Source organism: Zobellella denitrificans (assembly GCF_002237365.1).
GTDB lineage: Bacteria > Pseudomonadota > Gammaproteobacteria > Enterobacterales > Aeromonadaceae > Oceanimonas > Oceanimonas denitrificans.
The window spans coordinates 13,130-37,722 of the sequence record NZ_NMUO01000012.1; the positions used below are offsets into that span (position 1 = coordinate 13,130).

22 protein-coding genes and 4 tRNA genes are annotated in these 24,593 nt (G+C 64.0%); 11 read left to right on the plus strand and 15 right to left on the minus strand.

Going from position 1 to position 24,593, the window contains the following annotated elements:
• Positions 1-22: 22 nt before the first annotated feature.
• From pssA to CGX12_RS04465, 7 genes are all read right to left on the minus strand, one after another.
• Positions 23-1,372 carry a CDP-diacylglycerol--serine O-phosphatidyltransferase gene (gene pssA / locus CGX12_RS04435; RefSeq protein ID WP_094038692.1) on the minus strand — a complete coding sequence of 450 codons (1,350 nt, stop codon included), beginning with the start codon at positions 1,370-1,372 and terminating at the stop codon, positions 23-25.
• Positions 1,373-1,570: 198 nt separating this feature from the next.
• Complete coding sequence (locus CGX12_RS04440; RefSeq protein WP_094038693.1) at positions 1,571-3,361, minus strand: aminopeptidase P family protein; 1,791 nt, start codon at positions 3,359-3,361, stop codon at positions 1,571-1,573.
• A gap of 164 nt (positions 3,362-3,525) precedes the next feature.
• Positions 3,526-4,434, minus strand: a complete 909-nt coding sequence (locus tag CGX12_RS04445; protein WP_094038694.1) for a DMT family transporter — start codon at positions 4,432-4,434, stop codon at positions 3,526-3,528.
• Positions 4,435-4,509: 75 nt separating this feature from the next.
• Positions 4,510-4,728, minus strand: a complete 219-nt coding sequence (locus CGX12_RS04450; protein ID WP_094038695.1) for a hypothetical protein — start codon at positions 4,726-4,728, stop codon at positions 4,510-4,512.
• Between the two features lie 102 nt (positions 4,729-4,830).
• The gene (locus tag CGX12_RS04455) at positions 4,831-7,908 is read right to left on the minus strand and encodes a multidrug efflux RND transporter permease subunit (protein WP_094038696.1); all 3,078 of its coding nucleotides are present in this window, start codon (positions 7,906-7,908) and stop codon (positions 4,831-4,833) included.
• Between the two features lie 12 nt (positions 7,909-7,920).
• On the minus strand, positions 7,921-9,042 hold the full coding sequence (locus CGX12_RS04460; RefSeq protein WP_094038697.1) for an efflux RND transporter periplasmic adaptor subunit: 1,122 nt from the start codon (positions 9,040-9,042) through the stop codon (positions 7,921-7,923).
• A gap of 29 nt (positions 9,043-9,071) precedes the next feature.
• On the minus strand, positions 9,072-9,638 hold the full coding sequence (locus tag CGX12_RS04465; RefSeq protein WP_094038698.1) for a TetR/AcrR family transcriptional regulator: 567 nt from the start codon (positions 9,636-9,638) through the stop codon (positions 9,072-9,074).
• A gap of 229 nt (positions 9,639-9,867) precedes the next feature.
• Here CGX12_RS04465 and CGX12_RS04470 point away from each other — a divergent pair.
• The 4 genes from CGX12_RS04470 to CGX12_RS04485 all read left to right on the plus strand — a co-directional run bounded on the left by CGX12_RS04470 (position 9,868) and on the right by CGX12_RS04485 (position 10,254).
• Positions 9,868-9,944, plus strand: a tRNA-Arg gene (locus CGX12_RS04470).
• 21 nt (positions 9,945-9,965) lie between these two features.
• Positions 9,966-10,041 (plus strand) — tRNA-His (locus CGX12_RS04475).
• Positions 10,042-10,074: 33 nt separating this feature from the next.
• Positions 10,075-10,160 (plus strand) — tRNA-Leu (locus CGX12_RS04480).
• Between the two features lie 17 nt (positions 10,161-10,177).
• A tRNA-Pro gene (locus CGX12_RS04485) sits at positions 10,178-10,254 on the plus strand.
• Between the two features lie 117 nt (positions 10,255-10,371).
• On the opposite strand, the gene CGX12_RS04490 is transcribed toward CGX12_RS04485, so the two are convergent.
• The 3 genes from CGX12_RS04490 to CGX12_RS04500 all read right to left on the minus strand — a co-directional run bounded on the left by CGX12_RS04490 (position 10,372) and on the right by CGX12_RS04500 (position 12,740).
• A complete protein-coding gene (locus CGX12_RS04490; RefSeq protein WP_176441998.1) occupies positions 10,372-10,668 on the minus strand; it encodes a hypothetical protein in 297 nt (98 codons plus the stop codon).
• Positions 10,669-10,836: 168 nt separating this feature from the next.
• Positions 10,837-11,607, minus strand: a complete 771-nt coding sequence (locus tag CGX12_RS04495) for an amidohydrolase (protein WP_094038700.1) — start codon at positions 11,605-11,607, stop codon at positions 10,837-10,839.
• Positions 11,595-12,740 carry a pyridoxal phosphate-dependent aminotransferase gene (locus tag CGX12_RS04500; protein WP_094038701.1) on the minus strand — a complete coding sequence of 382 codons (1,146 nt, stop codon included), beginning with the start codon at positions 12,738-12,740 and terminating at the stop codon, positions 11,595-11,597. The genes CGX12_RS04495 and CGX12_RS04500 overlap by 13 nt, the downstream gene beginning before the upstream one ends.
• Before the next feature lie 190 nt (positions 12,741-12,930).
• Between CGX12_RS04500 and CGX12_RS04505 the strand changes: the two genes are divergently transcribed.
• Positions 12,931-13,788, plus strand: coding sequence for an IclR family transcriptional regulator (locus CGX12_RS04505; protein WP_094038702.1), 858 nt, complete (start codon positions 12,931-12,933; stop codon positions 13,786-13,788).
• Between the two features lie 69 nt (positions 13,789-13,857).
• On the opposite strand, the gene CGX12_RS04510 is transcribed toward CGX12_RS04505, so the two are convergent.
• Together CGX12_RS04510 and CGX12_RS04515 are read right to left on the minus strand one after the other, a co-directional pair.
• Complete coding sequence (locus CGX12_RS04510) at positions 13,858-15,096, minus strand: saccharopine dehydrogenase family protein (RefSeq protein WP_094038703.1); 1,239 nt, start codon at positions 15,094-15,096, stop codon at positions 13,858-13,860.
• 52 nt (positions 15,097-15,148) lie between these two features.
• The gene (locus CGX12_RS04515) at positions 15,149-16,252 is read right to left on the minus strand and encodes a carboxynorspermidine decarboxylase (RefSeq protein WP_094038736.1); all 1,104 of its coding nucleotides are present in this window, start codon (positions 16,250-16,252) and stop codon (positions 15,149-15,151) included.
• A gap of 283 nt (positions 16,253-16,535) precedes the next feature.
• Between CGX12_RS04515 and CGX12_RS04520 the strand changes: the two genes are divergently transcribed.
• Positions 16,536-17,219, plus strand: a complete 684-nt coding sequence (locus CGX12_RS04520) for a DUF2459 domain-containing protein (RefSeq protein ID WP_176441999.1) — start codon at positions 16,536-16,538, stop codon at positions 17,217-17,219.
• Positions 17,220-17,249: 30 nt separating this feature from the next.
• The gene (locus CGX12_RS04525; protein ID WP_094038705.1) at positions 17,250-19,025 is read left to right on the plus strand and encodes an ABCB family ABC transporter ATP-binding protein/permease; all 1,776 of its coding nucleotides are present in this window, start codon (positions 17,250-17,252) and stop codon (positions 19,023-19,025) included.
• 61 nt (positions 19,026-19,086) lie between these two features.
• Here the strand turns inward: CGX12_RS04525 and CGX12_RS04530 are convergent, their stop codons facing one another.
• Positions 19,087-19,719, minus strand: a complete 633-nt coding sequence (locus tag CGX12_RS04530; protein ID WP_094038706.1) for an NAD(P)-dependent oxidoreductase — start codon at positions 19,717-19,719, stop codon at positions 19,087-19,089.
• A gap of 111 nt (positions 19,720-19,830) precedes the next feature.
• On the opposite strand from CGX12_RS04530, the gene CGX12_RS04535 reads away from it, so the two are divergent.
• Positions 19,831-20,724, plus strand: coding sequence for a LysR family transcriptional regulator (locus CGX12_RS04535; RefSeq protein ID WP_094038707.1), 894 nt, complete (start codon positions 19,831-19,833; stop codon positions 20,722-20,724).
• A gap of 17 nt (positions 20,725-20,741) precedes the next feature.
• Here the strand turns inward: CGX12_RS04535 and CGX12_RS04540 are convergent, their stop codons facing one another.
• Complete coding sequence (locus CGX12_RS04540; RefSeq protein WP_094038708.1) at positions 20,742-21,092, minus strand: hypothetical protein; 351 nt, start codon at positions 21,090-21,092, stop codon at positions 20,742-20,744.
• A gap of 152 nt (positions 21,093-21,244) precedes the next feature.
• Between CGX12_RS04540 and CGX12_RS04545 the strand changes: the two genes are divergently transcribed.
• Positions 21,245-21,613: a DUF1294 domain-containing protein gene (locus tag CGX12_RS04545; protein WP_094038709.1), complete on the plus strand. Its 369-nt coding sequence runs from the start codon at positions 21,245-21,247 to the stop codon at positions 21,611-21,613.
• Between the two features lie 5 nt (positions 21,614-21,618).
• Complete coding sequence (locus CGX12_RS04550; RefSeq protein WP_094038710.1) at positions 21,619-22,035, plus strand: VOC family protein; 417 nt, start codon at positions 21,619-21,621, stop codon at positions 22,033-22,035.
• Positions 22,036-22,069: 34 nt separating this feature from the next.
• Here the strand turns inward: CGX12_RS04550 and CGX12_RS04555 are convergent, their stop codons facing one another.
• Positions 22,070-23,284: a choline transporter gene (locus tag CGX12_RS04555; RefSeq protein ID WP_094038711.1), complete on the minus strand. Its 1,215-nt coding sequence runs from the start codon at positions 23,282-23,284 to the stop codon at positions 22,070-22,072.
• A gap of 825 nt (positions 23,285-24,109) precedes the next feature.
• Here CGX12_RS04555 and CGX12_RS04560 point away from each other — a divergent pair.
• Positions 24,110-24,568, plus strand: coding sequence for a c-type cytochrome (locus CGX12_RS04560; protein WP_094038712.1), 459 nt, complete (start codon positions 24,110-24,112; stop codon positions 24,566-24,568).
• Positions 24,569-24,593 lie beyond the last annotated feature (25 nt).

Sequence of the window (24,593 nt, forward strand, 5' to 3'; positions counted from 1 at the left end):
TTCTGGCTTCCGGCTTCCAGCGTCAGAGCAGCCGCTTCAGCAGCACATTGGCGCGGGTGCGGGCCACCCGCTTCAGCAGCTTCTGCACCGGGGCCGGGTAGTCTTCCAGCTCCTCGATTTCGGAGAAGTGCTCCAGCCGACGGCAGTGTTCCAGGATACTGGCCTTCTCCGCCTCGAAGCGGGCCTGCAGCAGTCGCTCCGGATCCTGCAGCAGCAGGCCGTTTTCCAGATCCAGCCCCCAGGCGCGGGGGTTGAGGTTGTTGCCGGTGATCATGGCCAGGTCGTCGTCCACGAACAGCCCCTTGAGGTGGTAGGAGTTGCGTTCGTGGTGCCAGAGCATGATGTTGAGCCGGCCCTGGTAGATGAAGGTCTGGTTGGCGCGGGCGAAGCGGCGCAGGTTGGTCTCGTACAGGTAGGGCAGGCCGCCTATGGTACGGAAGGGCTCCTCCGGCGGAATGTAGAAGTCGTTGGCGGTCTTGTCGCCGATCACCAGGGTGACCTCCACCCCTTTCTTCAGCAGGGTCCGGATATCCTTGGCCAGGGGTTTGGGCAAATTGAAGTAGGGCGTGCAGATGAACAGCTTCTCCCGGGTGCCGCGCAGCAGGTGGCGGATGGCGCGGTTGAGCCGGTTGCCGAACTTGCCCAGGCCCGCCAGCGGGGTGACGGCCACCTGGCCGGACCGGCGGGTGACGTCGTCGAACTCGTAGCTGGCCCGGCGCATCTGGTGTTTGAACTGGCGGATGGCATGGCGCAGCTGGCGGGCGCGGGGGATCTCGGGCCGGCTCAGCAGCGGGACCGCCGGGTTGTTGCCAAACAGCCGGTCGACGTAGTCGACCATGCAGTCCGCCAGTTTGGCGTCGGTGATCTGGTGGTAGCGGTCAAAACGATACCTGTCCTGCTGGTGCAGGTAGATGTCGTTGAGGCTGGCGCCGGAGTAGAGCACCACGTCGTCGAACACGAAGCCCTTGAGGTGCAGCACCCCCAGCAGTTCCCGGCCCTTGACCGGCACGCCGTAGACGGGGATGGGGTGTTCATGGCGGGCGGCGAATTCCTGGTACATCAGGTGGTTGCCGCCCTGGCCGCGGTGACCGATAAGCCCCCGCTGGGCGCGGTGGAAGTCCACGTAGAGGCGCACGTCCAGCGCCGGATTATCCTGTTTGGCCTGGTAGAGGGCGCCGAGGATTTCCCGGCCGGCCTCGTCGTCCTGCAGGTAGAGGGCCACCAGGCAGATGCGGGTTTGGGCGGCGGCGATCAGCTCCAGCAGCCGTTGCTTGAAGGCCCGGGCGGAGTACAGCACCTCCACCCGCTCGGCATCCACCGCCAGGGTGGGCAGGTGCTCCAGCAATGTTCGGTAGTAATTGGCTAGCGGCATAGAAAAACCCGGTTGATAAGGTTGCCGTTTAAGACCGTGTCTCAACGACAAAATTCGGGGCAGTGTACCGAATTTAGGGGAAGGGCGGCAAATTACCGACGCTGGAAGCTGGCTGTAGGGCCCATTTCAATGGGCCATATCTGCAGCGGGGCCGTGGTTTGGTCGAATAAATTCGACCCTACAGCCCCGCCGTTCGTCTTACAGCGGCCGGGTGGCCTGTTCCAGCCAGGCCAGATCGTCCCCGGCGAGGTTGGGGCCGACCTTTTCCCACACCTGGGCGTGGTAGTGATTCAGCCACTGCACATGCTTGGGTTCGAGCCAGGCCAGGTCGATCAGGCGGCGGTCGAAGGGCACCCAGGTGAGGTTTTCGAACTCGAACACCGGGATGTCGCCGTCGGTGTCGGCCGGGCGCACCACCTCAAGGTTTTCGCAACGGATGCCGAAGGCGTCTTCCCGGTAGTAGCCGGGTTCGTTGGAGACGATCATGCCGGTGGTGAGGGGCACCATGCTGCCCTTGGGCGAAATGCGTTGCGGCCCCTCGTGCACGCTGAGGAAGTGGCCCACGCCGTGGCCGGTGCCGTGGTCGAAGTTGTAGCCCTGCTGCCACAGGGGCAGGCGCGCCAGGGCGTCCAGCTGCAGGCCACCGGTGCCGGCGGGGAAGCGGGCGCAGGCCAGGTCGATATGGCCGCGCAGCACCAGGGTGAACAGCTTAGCGATCTCGGCATCGGGCTCGCCCACCGCCACGGTACGGGTGATGTCGGTGGTGCCGTCCAGATACTGGCCGCCCGAGTCCACCAGGTAGATGGCGTCCTGCCCCAGTTGGCGCGGGGTGCCGTTGCTGTGCCGGTAGTGGCACATGGCGGCGTTGGGCCCCAGCGCCGAGATGGTGCTGAAGCTTGGCTCCACGAATTCGGGCAGCTCGGCGCGGAAGGCCTCCAGTCGGTCGGCCAGGGTGCCTTCGTCCTCCCGCTCCGGGTGGGGCTCGGCCAGGCGCCGGTCCAGCCAGGCCAGGAAGCGGCACACCGCCACGGCGTCGCGCAGGTGGGCGGCGCGGCTGCCGTGCACCTCCACCGGGTTCTTGCAGGCCTTGGGCAGCATGCAGGGATCCTCGGCCGGTACCAGTTCGGCGCCGGCCCGTTCCAGCACCAGGGCGCTCCAGGCGTTGGCGGTGGCGGGATCGAGCTGGACCCGGGCGCCGTTGGCGCCGAGGCTGTTCAGCGCCTGCTCCAGCTCGGCCATGGGCGCGAGGGTCACGTCCTTGCCGCTGTGGCCGGCCAGGTCGAGGCCCTCGAACTTGGCGGGGTCGGCGAACAGCTGCACGGCACCGTTCTGGTGCAGCAGGGCGAAGCTCAGTACCGCCGGCAGGCAGGGGATGTCGCGGCCGCGGATGTTGAGCAGCCAGTTGATGGGCTCGGCCTGGGTCAGCAACTGGGCGTCCACCCCCCTGGCCTTGAGGGTTTCGGCGATGCGGTGGCGCTTGGCCTCGCTGTGCTGGCCGCTGTATTCCTGGTCGAGCAGCAGGGCGGGGCGGCGTTCCGGTGCCGGCCGGTCGTGCCAGTGCCGGTCGATGGGGTTCTCGGCCAGCGGCACCAGCTGGATGCCTTTTTCCGCCAGCCGGGTCTCGGCCGTCTGGTGCCAGCCCCGGCTGTGCAGTTTGGGATCGAAGCCGACCCGGCTGCCCGCCTGCAGGTGCTCCGCTATCCAGTCGAGGAAGGGGTCGCTTATCAGGTGGCGGAACTCGAACAGTGCCGGATCGCACTGGTGGCGCACCTGCACCGTGTAGCGGCCGTCCACGAAGATGGCCGCCTTGTCGGCCAGCACCACGGCGGCGCCGGCGGAGCCGTTGAAACCGCTGATCCAGTCGAGCCGTTCGGCATGGGGCGGTATGTACTCGCCCAGGTGCTCGTCGTCGTGGGGCACGATAAAGGCATCCAGGCCCTGTTGCTTCAGGCTGTCCCGGACGGCGGCAAGGCGAGTGGCATAAGTCATGGCGATTCCTTAACGCGAAGTGAATAGTTGCTTGATGGACTGGCCCGCCGGCACCGACGGCACCCGAGGGTGCGGGCGCGGAGCGCGTCGGCCACCGACCGGGCCGGGGGTGGGCAGGGAGTCCGGTTCATCCGAAATCGTACAGGGTTTGCTGTTCGTTCACTCTACTTCGCCCGGGATGGCTTGGCAAACCGGGGCCCGAGCCGGAGCTGCTGGATCAGCAGGGCCGCCACTATCATCACCAGCCCCACTACGGTGGCCGGGTAGATGGCCTCGCCCACCAGAAAACGCAGCAGCAGCAGGGAGGCGAAGGGCGAAATAAAGATCAGGTTGGAAATGCGGGCGGTGTTTTCCGCGTGTTTCATGGCCAGCAGCCACATCACGAAGGCGAAGCCCATCTCGAACAGGCCCACGTAGACGGCGCCCACCCAGCCCTGCCAGGCGGTGAGGGCGAAATCCGACCACAGGGCGGTGGCCAGCAGGATAAAGGGCAATGCCAGCAGGAAGCTCAGGGTCAGCGCCACCAGGGGATCGCCCTGGTTGCGGGTATTGAGTATCCAGTAGCCGGCCCAGATCAGGGTGGATACCAATGCCAGGGCCACCCCCAGGGGATCCTCGAAGTTCAGGCCGAGCAGGTCGCCCCGGGTGGCGATGACCATGGCGCCCAGGTAGCCGAGCACGATGGCCACCCAATCCTGGCCGCGGATCTTCTGGCCGAGGAAGGGCACCGCCAGCAGGGTAAGGGTGATGGCCCAGGTGTAGTTGAGGGTCTGCGCCTGCTGGGCCGGCAGCCGGTCGTAGGCCTGGAACAGAATAAGATAATAGAGCGCCGGATTGAGCAGCCCCAGCAGCAGGTAGTAGCCGGGCCGGTCGCGCAGATAGCGGCCCAGGTACCTCAGTTTGCCCTGCACCGCCAGCAGGCCGAGCAGCAGCACCAGCGAGGTGGCGGTGGCTACCAGCAGCAGCTGGGCCGGGGAAAAGTAGCCGAGGGAGAGCTTGAAGGCGGTGGCCACGGTGGACCAGCAGGCCACGGCCCCCAGTCCGAACAGGTAGGCTTTTTTCTGATCTTTCATCTTGTGGTCAGGCCCGGGGGAGACTCAAGCCCCCAGTGTAGGCAATTAATGCCGGCAGGAGAAGAGGCGGCGCTTTCAGTCCTGGTCGGGATTTTTGGCCATGTCCTCGAAGGGACGGCGCTTTTCCCGCTCCAGCACCAGCTCTTCCAGGGTGTTTATCCGCTCGCGCAACTGCCGGTTGTCCACCTCCAGCGTCCGTATCCGCTCTTCCAGCTCCCCCTGGGCCCGGCCCTGGTTGACCAGCAGCGAAGTGATCAGCAGCCCCGCCCCCAACAGCAGTATCCACAGCAGCATGGCGCCCCCCTTGGTTTGAAAAGGCCAGCTTACTATTTAAGGGCGACGGGAAAAAGAAAAGGGCTGCGCGAGGCAGCCCTTTGGTCATAGGCCGTTATCCGGTCAGTGGTTGGCCAGCGCCTTGGGGGCCAGCTCTTCGTCGAACACCGGCAGCGGCTTGTGGCGGGAGGCCAGGAAGGTGTAGATCACCGGCAGCACGAACAGGGTGAACAGGGTGCCGATGCTCAGGCCGGAGACGATGACGATGCCCATGCCGAAGCGGGAATAGGCGCCGGCGCCCACCGCGAACAGCAGGGGTATCAGGCCCGCCACCATGGCGGCGGTGGTCATCAGAATGGCGCGCAGGCGGATGCGGGCGGCGATGCGGATCGCCTCTGTCCTGTCCCGGCCCCGGTGCAGCTGCTCTTCCTTGGCCACCTCACACATCAGTATGCCGTGCTTGGTGATGATGCCGACCAGGGTGATCAGGCCCACCTGGGTATAGATGTTCATGGTGGCCAGGCCCCAGGCCAGGGCGATCAGGGCGCCGGAAATGGCCAGGGGCACCGACACCATGATCACCAGGGGATCGCGCACGCTCTCGAACTGGGAGGCCAGCACCAGGAAGATGATGAACAGCGCCAGCAGGAAGGTCATGTACAGGGCACTGCCCTCGGTCACGAACTGGCGGGCTCCGCCCAGGTAGTCGTGGTTATAGCCGGTGGGCAACTGGGCGGTGACCTCCTGCTCCAGAAAGCCGATGGCGTCGCCCATGGATACCCCCGGCGTCAGCACGGCGCCGATGGTGGCCGAGTTCAGCTGGTTGTAGTGGGGCAGGGCGCGGGGCTGGGCCTCCATGGTGATGGACAGCAGGTTGGCCAGGGGCACCATGTCGCCGTTGTGGGCGCGCACATGGTAGTCCTTGATGGAGTCCGGGTTCAGCCGGTGCTCGCGGGTCACCTGGGGGATCACCTCGTAGCTGCGGCCGTCCAGATCCACCCGGTTGACGTAGGCATCGCTCATCATGGTGGACAGGGTGACGGCGATGTCCTGCATGGTCACCCCGTAGGCACCGGCCTTGTCCCGGTTCACTTCTATTTTCATGGTGCCGGAGTCGAACGCCAGATCCAGTTCGCTGTAGATGAACAGCGGGCTCTGGCTCACCTTCTGCAGCACGTCCGCCGCCACTTCATACAGGCTTTCGAAGTTATTGGGGGTGGTCAGCACATACTGCACCGGCAGGCCGCTGGAAGCGCCGGGCAGTTCGGGGAATTCGAAGGCGCTGATGGCCACCGCCGGGATCTCCTGCAGCGGCGGGGTCAGGCGCTCGATCACCGCTTTCTGGGCGTCACGCTGGCTCCAGGGCTTGAGCACCGCCACCGCCAGGCCCTGGTTGGCATTGGGCACGCCGGAAATGGTGAGCGAGGTGCTCATGGCGTCGTCCTGGTTCAGCACCTCCACCGCCTTGCGCATGTTGTTCTCGATGTAGTCGAGGTTGGCGGTATTGGGCGCCTTGGCCATCATCAGGAAGGCGCCGCGGTCTTCGTTGGGCGCCAGTTCGCTGGGGATGAAGCTGAACAGCACCGGCAGCGAGCCGAACACCAGCACCGCGAAGGCGATCACCACCGGGCGCTTGCCCAGCACCGCGTCCAGCATGGCCGAATAGCGCTCGGTCAGCTTCTCCAGGGTGTTCTCCACCCCGCGCTCGAAGCGGTTGGGGTTGAGGTGGGGCTTGAGCAGCTTGGAGCACATCATGGGCGACAGGGTCAGCGCCACTATGCCGGAGATGAACACCGCGCCGGCCAGGGTGAGGGCGAACTCCTTGAACAGGGACCCGGTAATGCCGCTCATCAGGGCGATGGGGGCGTACACCGCCGCCAGGGTGATGGTCATGGTGATCACCGGCAGGGCGATTTCCCGGGTGCCGAGAATGGCGGCCCGGTAGGGATCTTCCCCGGCCTTGATATGGCGGTCGACGTTTTCCACCACCACGATGGCGTCGTCCACCACCAGGCCGATGGCCAGCACCATGGCCAGCAGCGTCATCAGGTTGATGCTGAAGCCGAACAGGTTCATCAGTATGGCTACCCCGATCAGCGACAGGGGAATGGTGATGATGGGGATCAGCACCGCCCTGAGCGAGCCCAGGAACAGGGTGATCACCACCACCACGATCAGCGAGGCCTCGAGGATGGTCTTGACCACCTCGAAGATGGACTCGTTGATGGCGTCGGTGGCGTCGTACAGCAGTTTCATCTTGATGGTGTCGGGCATGTTGCGCTCGAGATCCGGCAGCATCTCGCGCACGTTGGCGGCCACGTCCAGCGGGTTGGCGGAGGGCGTGGGATCCACCCCGATGATCACCGCCGACTCGCCGTCGGCCAGGGCGCGCACCATATCACGGCTCTTCTCCAGGGATACCTGGGCCAGATCGCGCAGCCGCACCACGGCGTCGTCCCGGGTGGCGATGATCAGGGATTCCAGCGCCTCCGGGCTGTCCACCTGGGAGTTGATGTCGCTGTTGTAGAGCATGTAATAGCCGGTGGACTGGCCGGCGGCGGCCTGGTAGTTGTTGGCCTGCAGCACCGAGAGGATCTCGGTGGCGGTGAGCTGGTAGGCGGCCATGCGCAGCGGGTCCAGCCAGATGCGCAGGGCGAACTTGGAGCCGCCGAACAGGTTGAGTTTGGCTACTCCGTCCACCGAGTAGAACTGGGGCCGGACCACCCGCTCCAGGTAGTCGTTGATCTCGGAGGAGTTGAGCCGTTCGCTGCTGAAGGAGATGTACATGATGGAGGTGGAGGCCCCCGTGGTCATCTCCAGGCTGGGATCTTCCGACTCCCGCGGCAGTTGCGAACGCACCGAGTTGACCCGGGCGAGAATGTCCGACAGGGCCGCGTTGGGATCGGTGTTCAGCTTCATCTGCACCGTGATCTGCGAGCTGCCCATGCTGCTGGTGGAGCTCATGAAGTCGATGTTGTCGGCCTGGGCGATGGCCTGCTCCAGCGGCTGGGTGATAAAGCCCTGCACCAGATCGGCGCTGGCGCCGTAGTAGCCGGTGGACACCGTGATGACGGTGTTGGTCATCTCCGGGTATTCCCGCACCTGCATTTTCTGCAGGGCCTGCAGCCCCAGCAGCACGATCAGCAGGCTGATCGAGACGGCCAGCACCGGCCGCCGGATAAAGATATCGGTAAAGCGCATGAGGTTCTCCGCTTACAGCATGGGAATGGACTCGGGGGTATCCAGCGCATCGCTGTCTACCGGCCGGACCCGGCTGTCGTTGGACAGCCGGACCTGTCCCGACGTCACCACCCGTTCGCCGGCGCTGAGGCCGCTGGTCACCCGGGCGAACTCGGCCTCCCGGTCGGTCACTTCCACCACCCGCTGCCGGGCCACCAGCACGGTGTCGCCGTCGTCGGTCTGCTGTTCTTCCACCACGTACACGGTCTGGCCGTAGAGGGTGAAGTTGATGGCGTGCTGGGGCAGCAGTATTTGCTCGCTCAGGGTCGGCAGCCTGACGTCCAGCTTGGCGAACATGCCGGAACGCAGCTTGCCGTCCTGGTTGGGGATGCTGGCCTGCACCTGCACCACTCCGGATTCCAGGTTGACCGCCGGTTCGATGGCGGTGATCTCGCCCACGAAGGGGGTGTCCGGGTAGGCATCCACGAAGATGTTCAGGGCCTGGCCCACTTCGATCTCGGCGAGCCGGGTCTGGGGAATGGTGAAGCGGATACGGAACTGGCTGATGTCCTCCAGCCGGGCGATGTCGGTGCCGGCGTTCAGGTACTGGCCGAGAAAGACGTTGCGAATGCCGGTGATGCCGTCGAAGGGGGCGCGGATGGTGCGCCGCTCTATGGTGGCCCTGAGCGAATCTATCTGACCCTGCAGTTCGCGATAGCTGGCCTCGGCCTCGTCCAGCTGGCCCTTGGACACCGAGCCCCGGGCGAAGAGCTGGCGCATCCGCTCCAGGTTGGCCTGCACCGAGGGCAGGCGGCCCTGGGCGCTGCGCAGGTTGGCTTTTTCCACGTCGGCGTCCAGCTCCACCAGCACGTCGCCGGTGCTCACCTGCTGGCCGGATTCGAAGTGGATGGCGCGGACGATGCCGGCGGACTCGTTGCTGAGGCTGATGCCCTGGATCGGCTCGATAAAGCCAATGGCGGCGATGCTGGGGGTCCAGTCCCGGGGCTGGATCTCGGTCAGGGTGACCGGAAAGCTCGGCACCGGCATATTGGCGAAGTACTGGGCCATCATCTTTTGCTTGAACAGGTTAAAGCCGATGACGCTGCCGAAGATGAGGATCACTAGCAGCAGCATGGACAGGGTCCATCTCTTCATTTGGTTACTCCCGCGATTTGTTTTAAGTGTTAGCGTTTTAGAATGGCGTTCCAGTTGGCATCGATCAGTTGCTCGTACAGCTCTTCACTGAGTTCGATGCAGCCTTTGGCGTGCTTCTGGGACAACAGCATCAGGTTTTCCAGCGCCAAAAAGCCCAGCAGCTCGGTGGGAATATCCCGGAAGATCCCCGCCTCGCGGCCCCGCTCGAAAAACTCGAAAATAGGCTTGAAGTAGCGTTCGTCCATCCGCTTGTCCTCTTCCCGATCGAACAGGGGGGAGGCTTCGTACTGCACCCGGTAGAGCAGGCAGTCCGGGTTGTCCAGCAGGTAATGGATGCAGTTCAGCCACAGGGTGCGGAATTGCTGGTAATCCGGATGGGTCAGATCGACGTCTTTCTGGATGGCCAGCGAAACCACCTGCATGCGCTCTTCATGCAGGCAGCGCAGCAGGGCCTCCTTGTCGGCGAAGTAACGATAGATGGTGCCGGTGGCCACCTCGGCGTGCTTGGCCACCAGGTGCATCGACATGCCCTGGAATCCGTAGTGGGCAATCAGGGTCTCTGCCGCATTCAATATGCGTTCACGTTTATCCGACATAAGGTTCAGGATTGTCCGGTTCCGTTTGCTCATGAATGAACGTTCATTCACTTTTGGGGGATTTTAGGCCTTTCCCGTCATAAGTCAATTGCCCGACCCGGGGCCTTTCGCAAGTTTAGCCAAAAAAAACAGCACTCTGATGACAAAATCGGCAGGCGATACTTTATTATAAAAAAGTGCTGGACAAGGCAGGGGGGTGACCTTAGTATTCGCTCCGTCCAAATATAGAGCGCCCGTAGCTCAGCTGGATAGAGCGCTGCCCTCCGGAGGCAGAGGTCACAGGTTCGAATCCTGTCGGGCGCGCCATCTGGTAATGGACAAAATGTGGTGACCGTAGCTCAGTTGGTAGAGTCCCGGATTGTGATTCCGGTTGTCGCGGGTTCGAGCCCCGTCGGTCACCCCAGTTTCAGGCCAAGGCCTGGAAGCAGTAAACAATGCGAGGGTGGCGGAATTGGTAGACGCGCTAGCTTCAGGTGTTAGTGTCCTTCGGACGTGGGGGTTCAAGTCCCCCCCTTCGCACCACTGCTTCACAAACAACACGGCGTTTAGCGCAGCCTGGTAGCGCATCTGGTTTGGGACCAGAGGGTCGCAGGTTCGAATCCTGCAACGCCGACCATTATTGGGCCGACCTCGAGTCGGTTTTTTTGTTTCTGGCGCCGCCAAGAATAAAACGAGGCCGCAACCGACACCGTCGGTTGCGGCCTTTGTCATTTTTGGGTGACCTTGACCGGGATCAGGCTCGGAGTTCGCGCATACGCCGTTCGAAGCGGTCGACCCCGTCGGTGTCGCTCGCCAGCTCCAGGGCGGCCTGGCGGGTACGCTGTTCGAAACGATCGACGCCGTCGGTGTCGCTCGCCAGCTTCAGGGAAGGCTGGCGCATGCGCTGCTCGAAGCGGTCGACCCCGTCACTGTCGCTTTGCAGGCTCAGGCGGGCCGGATCCTGATGGGACTGGAGTTGGGCGGCCTGGGCGGCACCGGCCGCAAACAGGGAAACCAGGGCGATCATGGGCAGTATGGCAGTACGCATCATTATATCCTCTCAACATTGTTGAATAATTTTCTTTGTCGAGATTCATGTTATGCTTGGGCATTCTGATTTGATAGCGACAAATTATCAAATTGTCTTTCAAATAAACTGAATTGAAAGCCGCCCCTTTCTCTGCGCAATCCAGGGGATACCGGCCGGAGCAGCCGGAGGCTACTCGAGCCGGAAGTCGTCCGCATCCATCCAGGCCGGAAAGCGCTCCCGGTAGTCCCGCAACTCGGCCAGGCTGAGGCTGGCCTGCAGCACGGCGGCCTTGTGGTCGTCGGCCTTGTCCAGGATCTGGCCCTGGTGGTCGAGGATCAGGCTGTTGCCGCTGTAGCTCAGGCCGTTGGGATCCTGGCCGACCCGGTTGCAGCCGGCCACGAAGGCCTGGTTTTCGATGGCGCGGGCGGTGAGCAGGGCGGTCCAGTGGTGGGCCCGGGGCGCCGGCCAGTTGGCCACGAACAGCGCCAGATCGTAATCGTTGCGGTTGCGGCACCACACCGGAAAACGCAGGTCGTAGCAGATCTGCGGCAGTATCCGAAACCCCTTCCACTCCACTATCACCCGTTCCGCTCCCGGCCGGTAAAACTGGTGCTCGCCGGCCATGCGGAACAGGTGGCGCTTGTCGTAGCGGTGCACCCGGCGGTGGGGATCCACCAGCAGGAAGCGGTTGACCGCCCCCTGGTCGGTGGCGAGCGCCACGCTGCCGCCGATCATGGCCTGCAGCCGCTGGGCATGATCGTGCAGCCAGTCGATCACCTCCTCTTCCGGCAGGGCGTGACGGGGAGCGTCCATGGCGAAGCCGGTGGTGAACATTTCCGGCAGCAGGATCAGATCCTGGTCGTGCAGCCCGGCCAGCAGGCCGTCGAAATGGGCCAGGTTGGCCGGGCCGTCGTGCCAGTGCAGGGGCTGCTGCAGCAGGCTGAGGTTCAGAGTCGGCATAGGCGGGCTCCCGCTTCGTCCAGGGTATCGTCTTGCTTAGCAAAGCATAGCCGAACCAGCTTGTGGGGGAAGGGCCCTTCACAGAACACCGACAGCGGGATGGCGGCCACGCCGGCGTGCTCGGTCAGCCAGCGGGCGAAGGCCAGGTCATCCAGCTCGCTGATGGCGCCGTAGTCCACCAGCAGGAAGTAGGTGCCGAGGCTCGGCAATACCTTGAAACGGCTGCCCGCCAGCGCCCGGGCGAAACGGTCCCGCTTGGCCCGGTAGAACTCCGGCAACTGCCGCCAGTGTTCGGGATGGGCCTCGAGCATGTCCGCCAGGGCCAGCTGGGCCGGGGTGTTGACCGAGAAGGTGAGGTACTGGTGCACCTTGCGCAGCTCTTCGGTGAGGGCCGGCGGCGCTATGGCGTAGCCGACCTTCCAGCCGGTCATATGATAGGTCTTGCCGAAGGAAGACACGGCGATGGCCCGTTCCCGCAGGTTGGCATGGTGCAGCACGCTGCTGTGGCCGGCCGGGGTAAAGCAGATGTGTTCGTAGACCTCGTCGCTCAGCACGAAGATGTTGTGATCGGCAATGGCCTGCCACAGCTGGTTGAAATCGTCCGCCTGCCAGACGGTGGCGGTGGGGTTGTGCGGCGTGTTGACGATCACCAGCCGGGTGTGCGGGCTCAGGCTCGCGCGGAACTGCGCCCAGTCAGGCCGGAACCCGGGCGGGCTGAGCGGCAGCCGCACCAGACGGCCGCCGGCCAGGGTCACCGCCGGGGCATAGCTGTCGTAGCTGGGGTCGAAGCACACCACCTCGTCGCCGGGACGTACCAGGGCGGTGATGGCGGCGTAGAGTGCCTCGGTCGCGCCGGCGGTGATGGTGATCTCCCGCTCCGGATGGGGCTCCAGGCCGTGCTGCAGCCGGGTCTTGGCGGCGATGGCCCGGCGCAGGGCCGGGGTGCCGGCCATGGGGGCGTACTGGTTGGCGCCGCTCGCCACATGGTGGGCCAGCCGCTCCTTCAGGTAGGCCGGGCCGTCGAAGTCGGGAAAGCCCTGGGACAGGTTGATGGCGCCGTGCTCGGCGGCGAGGGCGCTCATCTGGGTGAAAATGGTGGTGCCCAGGTCGGGCAGTTTGCTGTCCGGGATCATGGCGTGCTCCTTGTCGGCTGATGGCGGCACTATAGCAAAGTGGCGTCGATTGGCAATATGGCCGTTTAGACGGCCATTTCTGGAGGTGGGAAGCGGAGGGAACAGGTCGCCAATACCCGCGATGAGGCGCGACTTGACGGCCAATTGACAATACAATAGCGGCCAGGTCTCTGTATTCCGCGGGTTTCCCATGGCAGATGAAATAAAGAATAAAAAACCGAAAACCACCAAGCAAAGCAGCGCCACCCAGGTGCAGTCCCTGTCCCGTGCCCTGCTGTTGCTGGAGCGGCTGGCAGCCTCCGGCATGGGCATGTCGCTGACCGAAGTGGCCGGCAGCCTGGGGCTGGCGCCTTCCACCGCCCACCGCCTGCTCAACAGCCTGCGCAGCCACGAGTTTGTGGACGTGGACGAGGCCCAGGGGCTGTGGAGCATCGGCGTCAACGCCTTTTCCATCGGCAACGCCTACCTCAAGAAGCGCGACTTCATCGCCCAGGCCCGGCCCTTTATGAAGCGGCTGGTGGCGGAAACCGGCGAAACCTCCAACCTGGCGATCCTGGAGAAGAGCGGCGTGGTCTACGTGGGCCAGGTGGAATCGCCCCAGACCATGCGCATGGTGGTGTCCCTGGGCAGCCGTTCGCCGCTGCACGCCTCGGGCGTGGGCAAGGCGCTGCTGTCGGCCATGCCGCGCAAGGACGCCCTGGAGATCATCCGCAAGACCGGCATGGCCTCCTTCACCGATCACACCATCACCACCCCCAGCCAGTTCGAGCAGGAGCTGAACAAGATAGGCCTGCAGGGCTACTCCCTGGACGACGAGGAGCAGTTCGAAGGCCTGCGCTGCATCGCCGCCAATATCTACAACGAGTACGGCGAGGCGGTGGCCGCCATCTCCATCTCCGGGCCGGCGGTGCGGGTGAAGTGGGAACGCATCCCCATGCTCAGCGCCCTGGTGATGGACGCCGCCCGGGAAGTGACCAGGGCCATCGGTGGCCGGGCGCCGGAAACCGGCCGGAAGCCGGAAGCCGACGGCCGGAGGGTGCAGGGGTAAATTCGACCCGGGGGAGCGCAAACAAAAAGGCCAGTCCGCGGACTGGCCTTTTGCATGGTTAAACCGGGCTCAGAAGCTCAGCGGGCGATCGCCCTGCTCGTCCTTGATCCGGGTCGGCAGACCCATTTCGTTGAGCAGGTTGATGAAGGGCTTGGGATCCAGCTCTTCCACGTTGGCCATGTGCTTCACGTCCCACTCGCCGGAGGCGATCAGCAGGGCGGCGGCCACCGGCGGCACGCCGGCGGTGTAGGAGATGCCCTGGCTGCCCACTTCGGCGTAGGCCTCGGCGTGGTCGGCCACGTTGTAGATGAACACTTCCTTGTCCTGGCCGTCCTTCTTGCCCTTGACCACGTCACCGATGCAGGTCTTGCCGCTGTAGGTGGGCGCCAGGGAGGCGGGATCCGGCAACACGGCCTTGACCACCTTGAGCGGCACCACTTCCAGGCCTTCGGCGGTCTTCACCGGCTGCTCGGAGAGCAGGCCCAGGTTCTTGAGGATGGTGAACACGTTGATGTAGTGCTCGCCAAAGCCCATCCAGAAGCGCACGTTGGGCACGCCCAGGTTCTGGGACAGGGAGTGCACCTCGTCGTGGCCGGTCATGTAGCTGGTCTGGCTGCCCACCACCGGCAGATCGTCGGTGCGCTTCACCTCGAACATCCGGTTCTGCACCCACTCGTTGTTCTGCCAGGACCAGACCCGGCCGGTGAACTCGCGGAAGTTGATTTCCGGATCGAAGTTGGTGGCGAAGTAGCGGCCGTGGCTGCCGGCGTTGATGTCGATGATGTCGATGGAGTCGACGCTGTCGAAGCACTCCTTCACCGCCACCGCGGCATAGGCGTTGACCACGCCCGGATCGAAGCCCACGCCCAGGATGGCGGTGATGCCCTTCTCTTCGCAGATGGCCTTGCGTTTCCACTCGTAGTTGGCGTACCAGGGCGGATTTTCGCAGATTTTGGCCGGATCTTCATGGATGGCGGTGTCGAGGTAGGCGGCGCCGGTCTCGATACAGGCCTGCAGCACCGACATGTTGACGAAAGCCGATCCGACATTGATCACCAGTTGCGACTGTGTCTTGTCAATCAATGCCTTGGTGGCTTCGATGTCGAGCGCATCCAGGGCATGGGCTTGCAATTCACCGGCAACCTTGAGGCTGCCCTTTTCCCGCACGCTGTCGATGATTTTCTGGCATTTCTCGACAGTACGCGAAGCGATATGGATGTTCCCCAGCACGTCGTTATGCTGCGCACACTTGTGCGCGACCACCTGGGCGACACCTCCGGCACCAATAATCAGAACGTTTTTCTTCATTTTTTTCCTCTAACCGCCTCCTTGAAAGGCTTTGTTGTGGTTACTCCATGCCTCAGGAGAGGCTGTTTACAAAATCGTCGAAACCGAATTCACGTACCAGCTCCACGCTGCCGTCGAGCTGACGCACGGCAATGGCGGGCATGTTGACGCCATTGAACCAGTTTTTCTTTACCATGGTGTAACCGGCGGCGTCGATGAACGACAGCCGGTCGCCCACCTTCAGCTCATTGTCGAACCTGAACTCGCCGAAGATGTCCCCGGCCAGGCAGGACTTGCCGCACACCATGTATTCATGGGGTCCGTCGCAGGGCTCCATCTTGGCGCTCTGGCGGTAGATCAGCAGGTCGAGCATGTGCGCTTCGATGGAGCTGTCCACTATCGCCAGCTGCTTGCCGTTGTAGAGGGTGTCGAGCACCGTCACCTCGAGCGAGGTGCTGAGGGTGATGGCCGCCTCGCCGGGCTCCAGGTAGAGCTGCACCCCGTAGCGCTCGGCAAAGGCCTTGAGCCGGGCGCAGAACCGGTCGAGCGGGTAGCCTTCGCCGGTGAAGTGGATGCCGCCGCCCAGGCTGACCCAACCTATCTGGGGCTGCGCCAGCAGGGTGCCGAATTTCTCCTCGATCTGGCCCAGCATGCGATCGAACAGCTCGAAGTCGCTGTTCTCGCAGTTGTTGTGGATCATAAAGCCGGAGACAAGGTCGAGCACCTGTTCGACCTTGGCCGCGTCCCATTCGCCCAGGCGGCTGAAGGGGCGGGAAGGGTCGGCGATGATGAACTCGGAGCTGGACACGCCCGGATTCAGGCGCAGGCCGCGCACGTGGTCGGCGGAGGCCGCCTCGAAGCGTTCGAGCTGGCCGATGGAGTTGAAGATGATCTTGTCGGAGTGGGCCAGCACTTCTGCGATTTCGTCGTCGGCATAGGCCACGCTGTAGGCGTGGGTTTCACCGCCGAACTTGAGCTTGCCGAGCTTGACTTCGTTGAGGGAGGAAGAAGTGGTGCCGTCCATGTACTGGCTCATCAGGTCGAACACCGACCAGGTGGCGAAGCATTTCAGGGCCAGCAGCGCCTTGGCGCCGGAGTGTTCGCGCACATAGGCAATTTTTTCCATGTTGCGCAGCAGTTTGCTTTTGTCGATGAGATAGTACGGTGTCTTGATCACCTCAGTCATACCCCCTTAGAGCCTGTCAACCACCCGGCGGCGGGCCGGGAAATTTCAAAGCGCGTGATTATAGAGGAAAGGTGGTGGCGCTTCGAGCAAAAAGTGTAGCCGGCAGCAGGGGAAGCTGCCCGGACTGTGACCCCGCTCGAAAGACGTTCCCTGGAAGGGCCTGATTGGGGCTGTCTGATGCCGCTTCCCTTTCCGACATCAAATGGCAAGGCGTGACCGACGTTGCCCGTCCTCTGCAATACTCAAGGTCAGTTCCATCTTTCGGGAGACCGGCATGCGTCCAGACCTTGTCCTGCTGCTCTGCCTGCTCTGCGCCGGTTGCGGTACGGCCGGCGGGGGGCGATCGTTGCCGGCATCGGCGCAGGGCGAGCCCCTTTACCTGGTCAACCATGGCCTGCATACGGGGCTGGTGTTGCCGGCGGCGGGGCTGGAACGGCGGCTGCCCGGGCTGGCGGAGCATTTCCCCGGGGCCTCGTTCTACGAGGTGGGCTGGGGCGATCGGGTCTTTTACCAGACCGAGGAGGCGGGCTCCGGCCTGGCGCTGCGGGCCCTGCTCTGGCCCACGGCCAGCGTGGTGCATCTGGTGCCCCTGTCCAGCCCGCCGCAACACTACTTTCCCGAGCTGGAGCGGGTCGAACTGCGGGTGTCATCGGCCGGGCTGGAGCGGCTGCTGGACCGGGTGGCGGCCTCCTTCGCGCGTGGCAGCGAGAACCGCCCAGGGTTCACGGGGCCGGGGCTCTATGGCAGCGGTGGTTTTTTCGACTCCCGCGAGCGTTATCACCTCTTTCATACCTGCAATACCTGGGTGGCCCGGCGCCTGGCCGATGCCGGCCTGCCCATGCGCCCGGCCCTGGCCATCACCGCCGGCGGCCTGATGCGCCAGGCCAGGGCGGCGGCCATGGCTGGCTGTTGCGCGAAAGCAGGGTATGATGGCACTTATTTTCCTGCGGCTGGCTGACTCATGCGACACGGTTCCTGGCATCCGGATATGGACGAAACCCCGTTCAATAGCCGCACCCTCAATACCCTGATCCCCTACCTGCTGGACTACAAGGGCCGCATCGCTCTGGCCCTGCTCTGCCTGGTGGCGGCCAAGCTGGCCAGCGTGGGCCTGCCCTTCATCCTCAAGTACGCGGTGGATGCCATGGACGCCGCCGCCAACCCGGTGCTGGTGCTGCCGCTCGGGTTGCTGCTGGCCTACGGCGCGGCGCGTCTCGCCAACGTGCTGTTCGGTGAAATCCGCGACGCCCTGTTCGGCCGGGTCACCGAGCGGGCCATGCGCCGCATCGGCCTCGGCGTGTTCAACCATCTGCACCGGCTGGAGCTGGACTTCCACCTCAACCGCAGCACCGGCGGCCTGTCGCGGGACATAGAGCGGGGCGTGACCGGGGTGGGTTTTTTGCTGCGCTTTATGGTGTTCAACATCGTGCCCACCCTGCTGGAAATCGGCCTGGTGGTGGGGCTGTTGCTGCTCAACTATTCGGCCTGGTTCGCGCTCATCACCCTGGTGGCGGTGGTGCTGTACGTGGCCTGGTCGGTGCTGGCCACCGACTGGCGCACCGGCTATGTGCGCGCCGCCAACAAGGCGGACTCGCAAACCCACTCCCGGGCGGTGGACAGCCTGCTCAACTTCGAAACGGTGAAATACTTCAACAACGAGGGCTTCGAGGCCGAGCGTTACGACAAGGACCTGGCCGAATGGGAAGAAGCCCGGCGCAAGAACCGGCTGACCCTGTTCGCCCTGAACGGCGGCCAGGCGCTGATCATCGCCCTGGCGATGACCGCCATGATGGTGCTGGCCGGCCACCATGTGGTGCAGGGCAGCATGACCCTGGGCGACTTCGTGCTGATCAACGCCTTTATGATGCAGCTGTTTATGCCGCTCAACTTCCTGGGCTTCGTCTACCGGGAGATGAAGGGGTCGCTCGCCAATATCGAGCGCATGTTCGCGCTGCTGCGCCGGGAGCCCGGTATCAAGGATGCGCCGGATGCACCGGAGCTGGTGGTGTCGCGGGGCGAGATCGCGTTTCGCGGGGTGAGCTTCGGTTATGGTGCGGACCGGCAGATACTGGACGGGGTGAGCTTCACCCTGCGGCCCCGGCAGAAGCTGGCGGTGGTGGGGGCCAGCGGCTCGGGCAAGTCGACCCTGGTCAAGCTGCTGTTCCGTTTCTACGACGTGGACCAGGGCGCCATCCTGATCGACGGCCAGGACATCCGCACCGTCAGCCAGGCGTCGCTGCGCCGGGCCATCGGCATAGTGCCCCAGGACACGGTGCTGTTCAACGCCTCCATCTACGACAACGTCCGCTATGGCCGCATCGACGCCAGCGACGAGGAGGTGAGCGAGGCCATCCGCCTGGCGCACCTGGACGGCTTTATCGCCAAACTGCCGGAGGGAGGCAACACCCTGGTGGGCGAGCGCGGCCTCAAGCTCAGCGGCGGTGAAAAGCAGCGGGTGGCCATCGCCCGCACCATCCTCAAGCGGCCGCCGATACTGGTGTTCGACGAGGCCACCTCGTCGCTGGACAGCCGCGCCGAACAAGGCATTCTGCAGGCCATCCGCGAAGTCTCCCGCGGCCAGAGCAGCCTGGTCATCGCCCACCGGCTGTCCACCATAGTGGACGCCGACCATATCCTGGTGATGCAGGACGGTCGCATCATCGAACAGGGCACCCACGCCGGGCTGCTGGCCCAGGGCGGCAGCTACGCCCAGATGTGGCTGCTCCAGCAGCAACAGCGGCAGCAGGAGGCGCTGGCTTCCTAGGCTCCGGGACTGCGCGCCTTCGCGGGCATGACCCCGTAATGGATCAGGCTGGGCTCGCCGTTCAGTAGGCTACGCCGATGCGCTGGCGAGGGTACTGGCCGGCTTCCGCCTCGTCCACCAGCGCCTTGGCGTAATCCTCTACGCTGATGCGGGAGCGGCCCTCGGCGTCGGTCAGCAGTCGATCGCCGCCCAGCCGGTAGTGGCCGCGGCGCTCGCCGGGAAAGATCTCGGCGGCGGGGCTGACGAAGGTCCAGTTCACCGGGGTGTCGGCGCTGCGAAATAGGTCCAGCGCCTGGCCCTGGGCCAGGGCTTCGTCCCGGTATTCCTCCGGAAAGCCCGGCTGGCTCAGCAGGGTGGCGCCCGGCGCCACTTCCAGGCTGCCGGCGCCGCCCACCCACAGCAGGCGTGTGAGCCCGGTGCGGGGCAGCACTTTCAGCAGGGTGCGGGCGCTGTCGGCCACCATGCCGTGTTGGCCATCGGCGCGGCCGCCGATGCTGGCGATCAGCAGCTCCACCCCGTCCAGCGCCTGTTCCAGCGAGGCCGGGTCCAGGCTGTTTGCCCGGCGAACTTCCGCTGCCAGGGTGAATCTGGCCGGGTCGCGTACCAGGGCGATCAGCTCGTGGCCCCGTTGCTGTACTTCCGCCGCCACAGTGCCGCCAATCCAGCCGGTGGCGCCCAATACCGCAATCTTCATCTCGAACTCTCCTCTTGTCTGTCGATGGTGGCAGTGTATTGAATCGATATGGGCGGATAAATCGGTGATAATGAAGCAATTTGTTTCATATTTCGAACCAATGGAGGTGGCATGGATCGGCTGGAGGCGGTGCGCAGTTTCGTGGAGGTGGCCGGCAGCGGCAGCTTTACCCAGGCGGCGGAGCGGCTGGGCCTGACCCGGGTGCGGGTGTCGCGTCATATCTCCGAGGTGGAGGACTGGCTGCAGGCGCGGCTGCTGCACCGCACCACCCGCAGGGTGAGCCTGACCGAGGCCGGCCTGGCGGCCCTGCCCCTGTGTGAGCAGTTGCTGAGCCAGGCCGGCGAGCTGGAAAACCGCACCCGGCCCCGGGGCCAGGCGCTTGCCGGCCGCATCCGGGTGGCCAGCCCCATCGGCCTGGGCCAGCACCTGCTCTACGAGCTGGTGGAGGCCTTTCTGGCGTTGCACCCGGGGGTGCAGATCCAGTTATTGCTGTCGGATCGCAACGCTCGCCTGGTGGACGAACGGGTGGACGTGGCCCTGCGCTTCAGCCGCCAGCCGGATCCCCAGCTGATCGCCCGCCGGTTGATGCGGGTGGACGCCTGCCTGTGCGCCGCGCCTGCCTATCTGGCCCGGGCCGGCCAGCCGGCGCACCCGTATGAGCTGGCCAGGCACAACTGCCTGGTACACCTGGATGGCGGTCGCTGGGATTTTTACCGGGGGGACGAACCGCTGGCGGTGGCCGTGAGCGGCAACTTCGGCGCCGACGACATGGGCGTGCTGGCCAGGGCCGCCGCCCGCGGCCTGGGTATCGCTCTGCTGCCCTGCGACCTGGCCAACCCCTACCGGCAGCGCGGCGAGCTGGTGCCGCTGCTGGCGGACTACCAGGCCCCCTCCGCCTGGGTGTGGGCGGTATATCTGTCGCGCAGTTACCAGCAGCCCCTGGTGCGCACCTTTATCGACTTTGTGGCCGGGCACTGGTGCGAGCCTGTGACGGCAAGCGCCTGAGAATGGAAGGCGAGTTGCTACCGCTGTTGCAGTCTCGACCGGGAGCGACGCTCGGCGGACGCCTGGGTTATCCTGATCAGACCGGAGGTCACCGTTGCCTGTACCCGGCTGTGCACCAGGGGCTGGCCGTCCAGCTCGATTTCCAGCATCCTGCCGTGGGCTTGCCGGGTGAGCTCCCGGAAGCGGCTGGCGGCGGAGGGGCTGAGCTGGAGCCAGAGCGCGCCGTCATATTCGGCGACGGCGTCGATATCGGCCTTGAACAGGCGGAACCTGACCATGTCTTCCCGATCGGCTTCCGGGGCCGCCAGGGGCGGCAGCAGTAATAGCCAGAGCAGTTTGCGCAAGGCGGGGCGGGTGATACCGGCCATGCTTCCCCCTAAACGAGCGGGCGTTGCCGGGCCGGGCCCGGGCTCCCTGCAGGAGAGATAAATATGAATCCCAAATACCCAGTTAAGCAGCCGGAGGGTAAAGAGGCAAGGTCCGCAAGGATGCCGGCTTCGGGTGCAGCTGGTGCCCTCTCATGGTGCTGAGCCTGCTGTTGGCCAGCCTGTTCCTGGCCGGCCTGGCGCTGATGGGCTGGCTGGGGCTGTTGCCCTGGTGGCTGGTGGCCCTGTATCTGGTGTTGAGCCCGGTGACCTATGGGGTCTATGCCTGGGACAAGTCGGCGGCTCGCCGCCAGCAGTGGCGGGTGCGGGAAAACACCCTGCAACTGCTGGCACTGGCGGGCGGCTGGCCCGGTGCCCTGCTGGCCCAGCAGCGGCTCAGGCACAAGTCGCGCAAGCGCTCCTTCCAACTGAGGTTCTGGCTGGCGGTGGCCACCAACCTCGGGGCGCTGCTCTGGCTGCTGTCGGTTTCGGACGCCTTGGCTACACTGGTAGCCGGGAGGTAACCCTTATGCAACCAAGGATCAGCATGATCACCCTGGGGGTGCGCGATCTGCCCCGCGCCGTCGCCTTTTACCGGGCGCTCGGCCTGCCGCAGCTGGACTCGCCGCCCACGGTGGCCTTTTTCAACCTGAACGGCAGCTGGCTAGGGCTTTACGGCCGCGAGGCCCTGGCCGAGGACGCGGGCGTGCCCGCCGACGGCAGTGGTTTCGCCGGCTTCAGCCTGGCCCACAATGTCTCTTCGCCGGCGGCGGTGGACGCCCTGCTGGCCGAGGCGGTGGCCGCCGGCGCCACCCTGGTCAAGCCTGGGCAGAAGGTGTTCTGGGGCGGCTATGCCGGCTACTTCGCCGATCCGGACGGCCATCTGTGGGAAGTGGCGCACAATCCCTTTATGTGGGTGGGCCCGCCGGATACGGCAGAGGCCTGAACTATAAAACGGCACCCGCGGGTGCTGTTTTGCTTTAGTTGGCCAGCTCTATCTTGCGGTAGTCGATGCGGTTGGCCCTGGGCGAGCCCGCTATTGCCCGCACGGTGTCGCGCTTTCTGGCGGCAATGTAGGCGCCGCAGGCGAAGAACAGGCCTATAACCAGGGCGCCGACCCACTGGATCTGCAGGAAGTCGAGCCGGAACAGCAGGGTCAGGCCGCACAGGGCCGCCAGGTTGCCGGCGAAGTAGCGCGCCCGGCCCAGGCGGGATACGGTCAGTTCGAGGTTGTCGGTGTACAGCCGGATCAAGGAATCCAGCGAATTCACCACCATGGTGATGCCCACCACCACCATGGCCCAGTTGTAGAAGCCTTCGGTAGTCAGGCCGTTGGCATGGAAATAGTAGAGCACGCTGAACCAGGTGGCGATGGCGATGGATGGAAACACCAGCATGGCCGCCAGCAACTGCCAGGTGCGCAGGCCGCCGACGAAGCGGGCGGTGAACTGACCGATCATGATGCTCCAGGAGAACCACCAGAACAGGTAGAACTCGTGGTAGTCGTTGATGGGCAGCACGAAGCGGTGGATATTGCCGAAGTAGTCGCCCAGCAAGGCGAAAGTGCCGACGAATTCGCCCAGGCCGCCGTTGCCGATAAAGGCGCCGCCCCACATCAGGGCGATCAGGCCGATGAACAGCCAGCTGGTGCCGAGGCTCAGGATTTTCACATAGCGCAGGCTGGTGCTGGAGTAGACCGAGGCGGCGATGACCAGGAAGACCACCAGATAGAAGCCGGCCACTATGGTCTCGCCGTCGCCGAGGCCGGGGACATACCAGGGCAGGTTGCTCAGCAGCAGGAAGGCGGTAAAGGCGCAGGTGCCGATGATCACCAGGTTGTTGATGAACTTGACCGGGGGCAGCTCGAAAAAGCCGACCCTGGGTTCGATCACGCAGAAATAGAAGCAGGTGAGGAAGTAAAAGCCCCAGATCAGAAAGCCCCAGAAACCGAACTCGACGGCCAGCGGATTGGCAAAGCCGTATTCGGGGCTGGCGGCCAGATCCGCGTAGCCGGCGAACTCGGTGAGCGGGAACATGATCAGCCCCACGTCCAGCCCGGAGGTGAACAGGATGGCGATAAAGGTGAAGGTGCGCACCGGGGTGACGCCGATACAGCGGATATTGCCCCACTTGTACAGGATCAGCGCGATGGCGGCAAAGGTGAACAAGATTCCTGCGGACAACAGAGCGGTCATGCCTCAACCCCTCCGTTCACTTCCCTATCGATAAAAAACACGGGTACTTCTCCTTTGGTTGAACCACACAAGGAGCAGTCCACTTGCGTACCATTGCTGGCAGAGCCGGAGCATGAAGTATCCGGAGGCTGTACTGGCCATCCTCTTCGTTCGTGCTCCGAGCAGCAATGCAAGACGCAAGTCAGGCCTTAAGTATCGCGAGGCCGGAGGCAGCGAGAGCCATACCCATTGCGATAGTTAAAGTCTGAAAGGACGCTCAAAACCAGGCTCAATCAGGCCTATGGCTACACCCGGTGGTGGGTATATTTTGGCTGATTGAACATTCAATAAAAATAAGACTAAAGGTTAGTGATGAAATGATCAAGTGTGGTATGCGCTTTGTGATACCGTGCGACTCCTGCCCGTATTATTATCTATTTCATTGATTTATTTGATTGTTTGCTGATGGCTTTCTGTCGTTTTATGCCGATACCCAGGGTGCTTTATCGGTATTTTTATTAATTTTACAAAGTATTTTCAGGGTTTTGTGGACGGCACGCACCGGAATAACAAGGGGATTGGTAGTGTGCTAAGGATGGCATGGTGATGAGTGAGCGCTGTGCCGCGGGGCCGGCGTCGACTGGTGCCGCCCGGGTGGATGCCGGCCGCGACCGCAATACGCCATTCGATGAAAGAAATGGGAGCCATTCCAGTACTATTATGGAGGCTCGGACTCGGCCACCTCCAAGGAGGTGGATCTGAGTGGCCCCATGCCATCTCGTCCGGCGCCGATGCCAGGGCGGACAGGATCCGAACCCGACAATAACCACACCAAGGAGCACTGCAATGTTGAAGAAAACGCTGATGATCGCCGCCGCCACCGGTTTGTTCGCCACCGCGGCCGCCCAGGCCAACCTGTTCAAGCCGGAAGACGCGGTGGAATACCGCCAGTCCATCTACCAGGTGATGCGAGCCCAGGTAGGGGTGATCGGCGCCATGACCAAGGGGGATATCGATTTCGATGCCGAGGCGCTGCACCAGCGTGCATTGAACATGGAGCATGTGGTCGGCCTGTTGGGCGAGACCTATTTTCCCGAAACCAGGGGCGTGGCCGGCAGCAATATCCTGCCCAAGGCCTGGGACGACATGGAGGGCTTCAGGGCCAAGGGCCAGAACCTGGGCACCGCCCTGCAGGAACTGATAGCGGCATCCGGCCAGCCCGGTTTCGACGCCGCCAAGGCCCGCCCCGTGGTGGCCAAGGTGATGCAGAGCTGCAAGAGCTGCCACGACGACTACCGCAAGTAAGTACAAAGGAGCCGGAAGGCTCCTT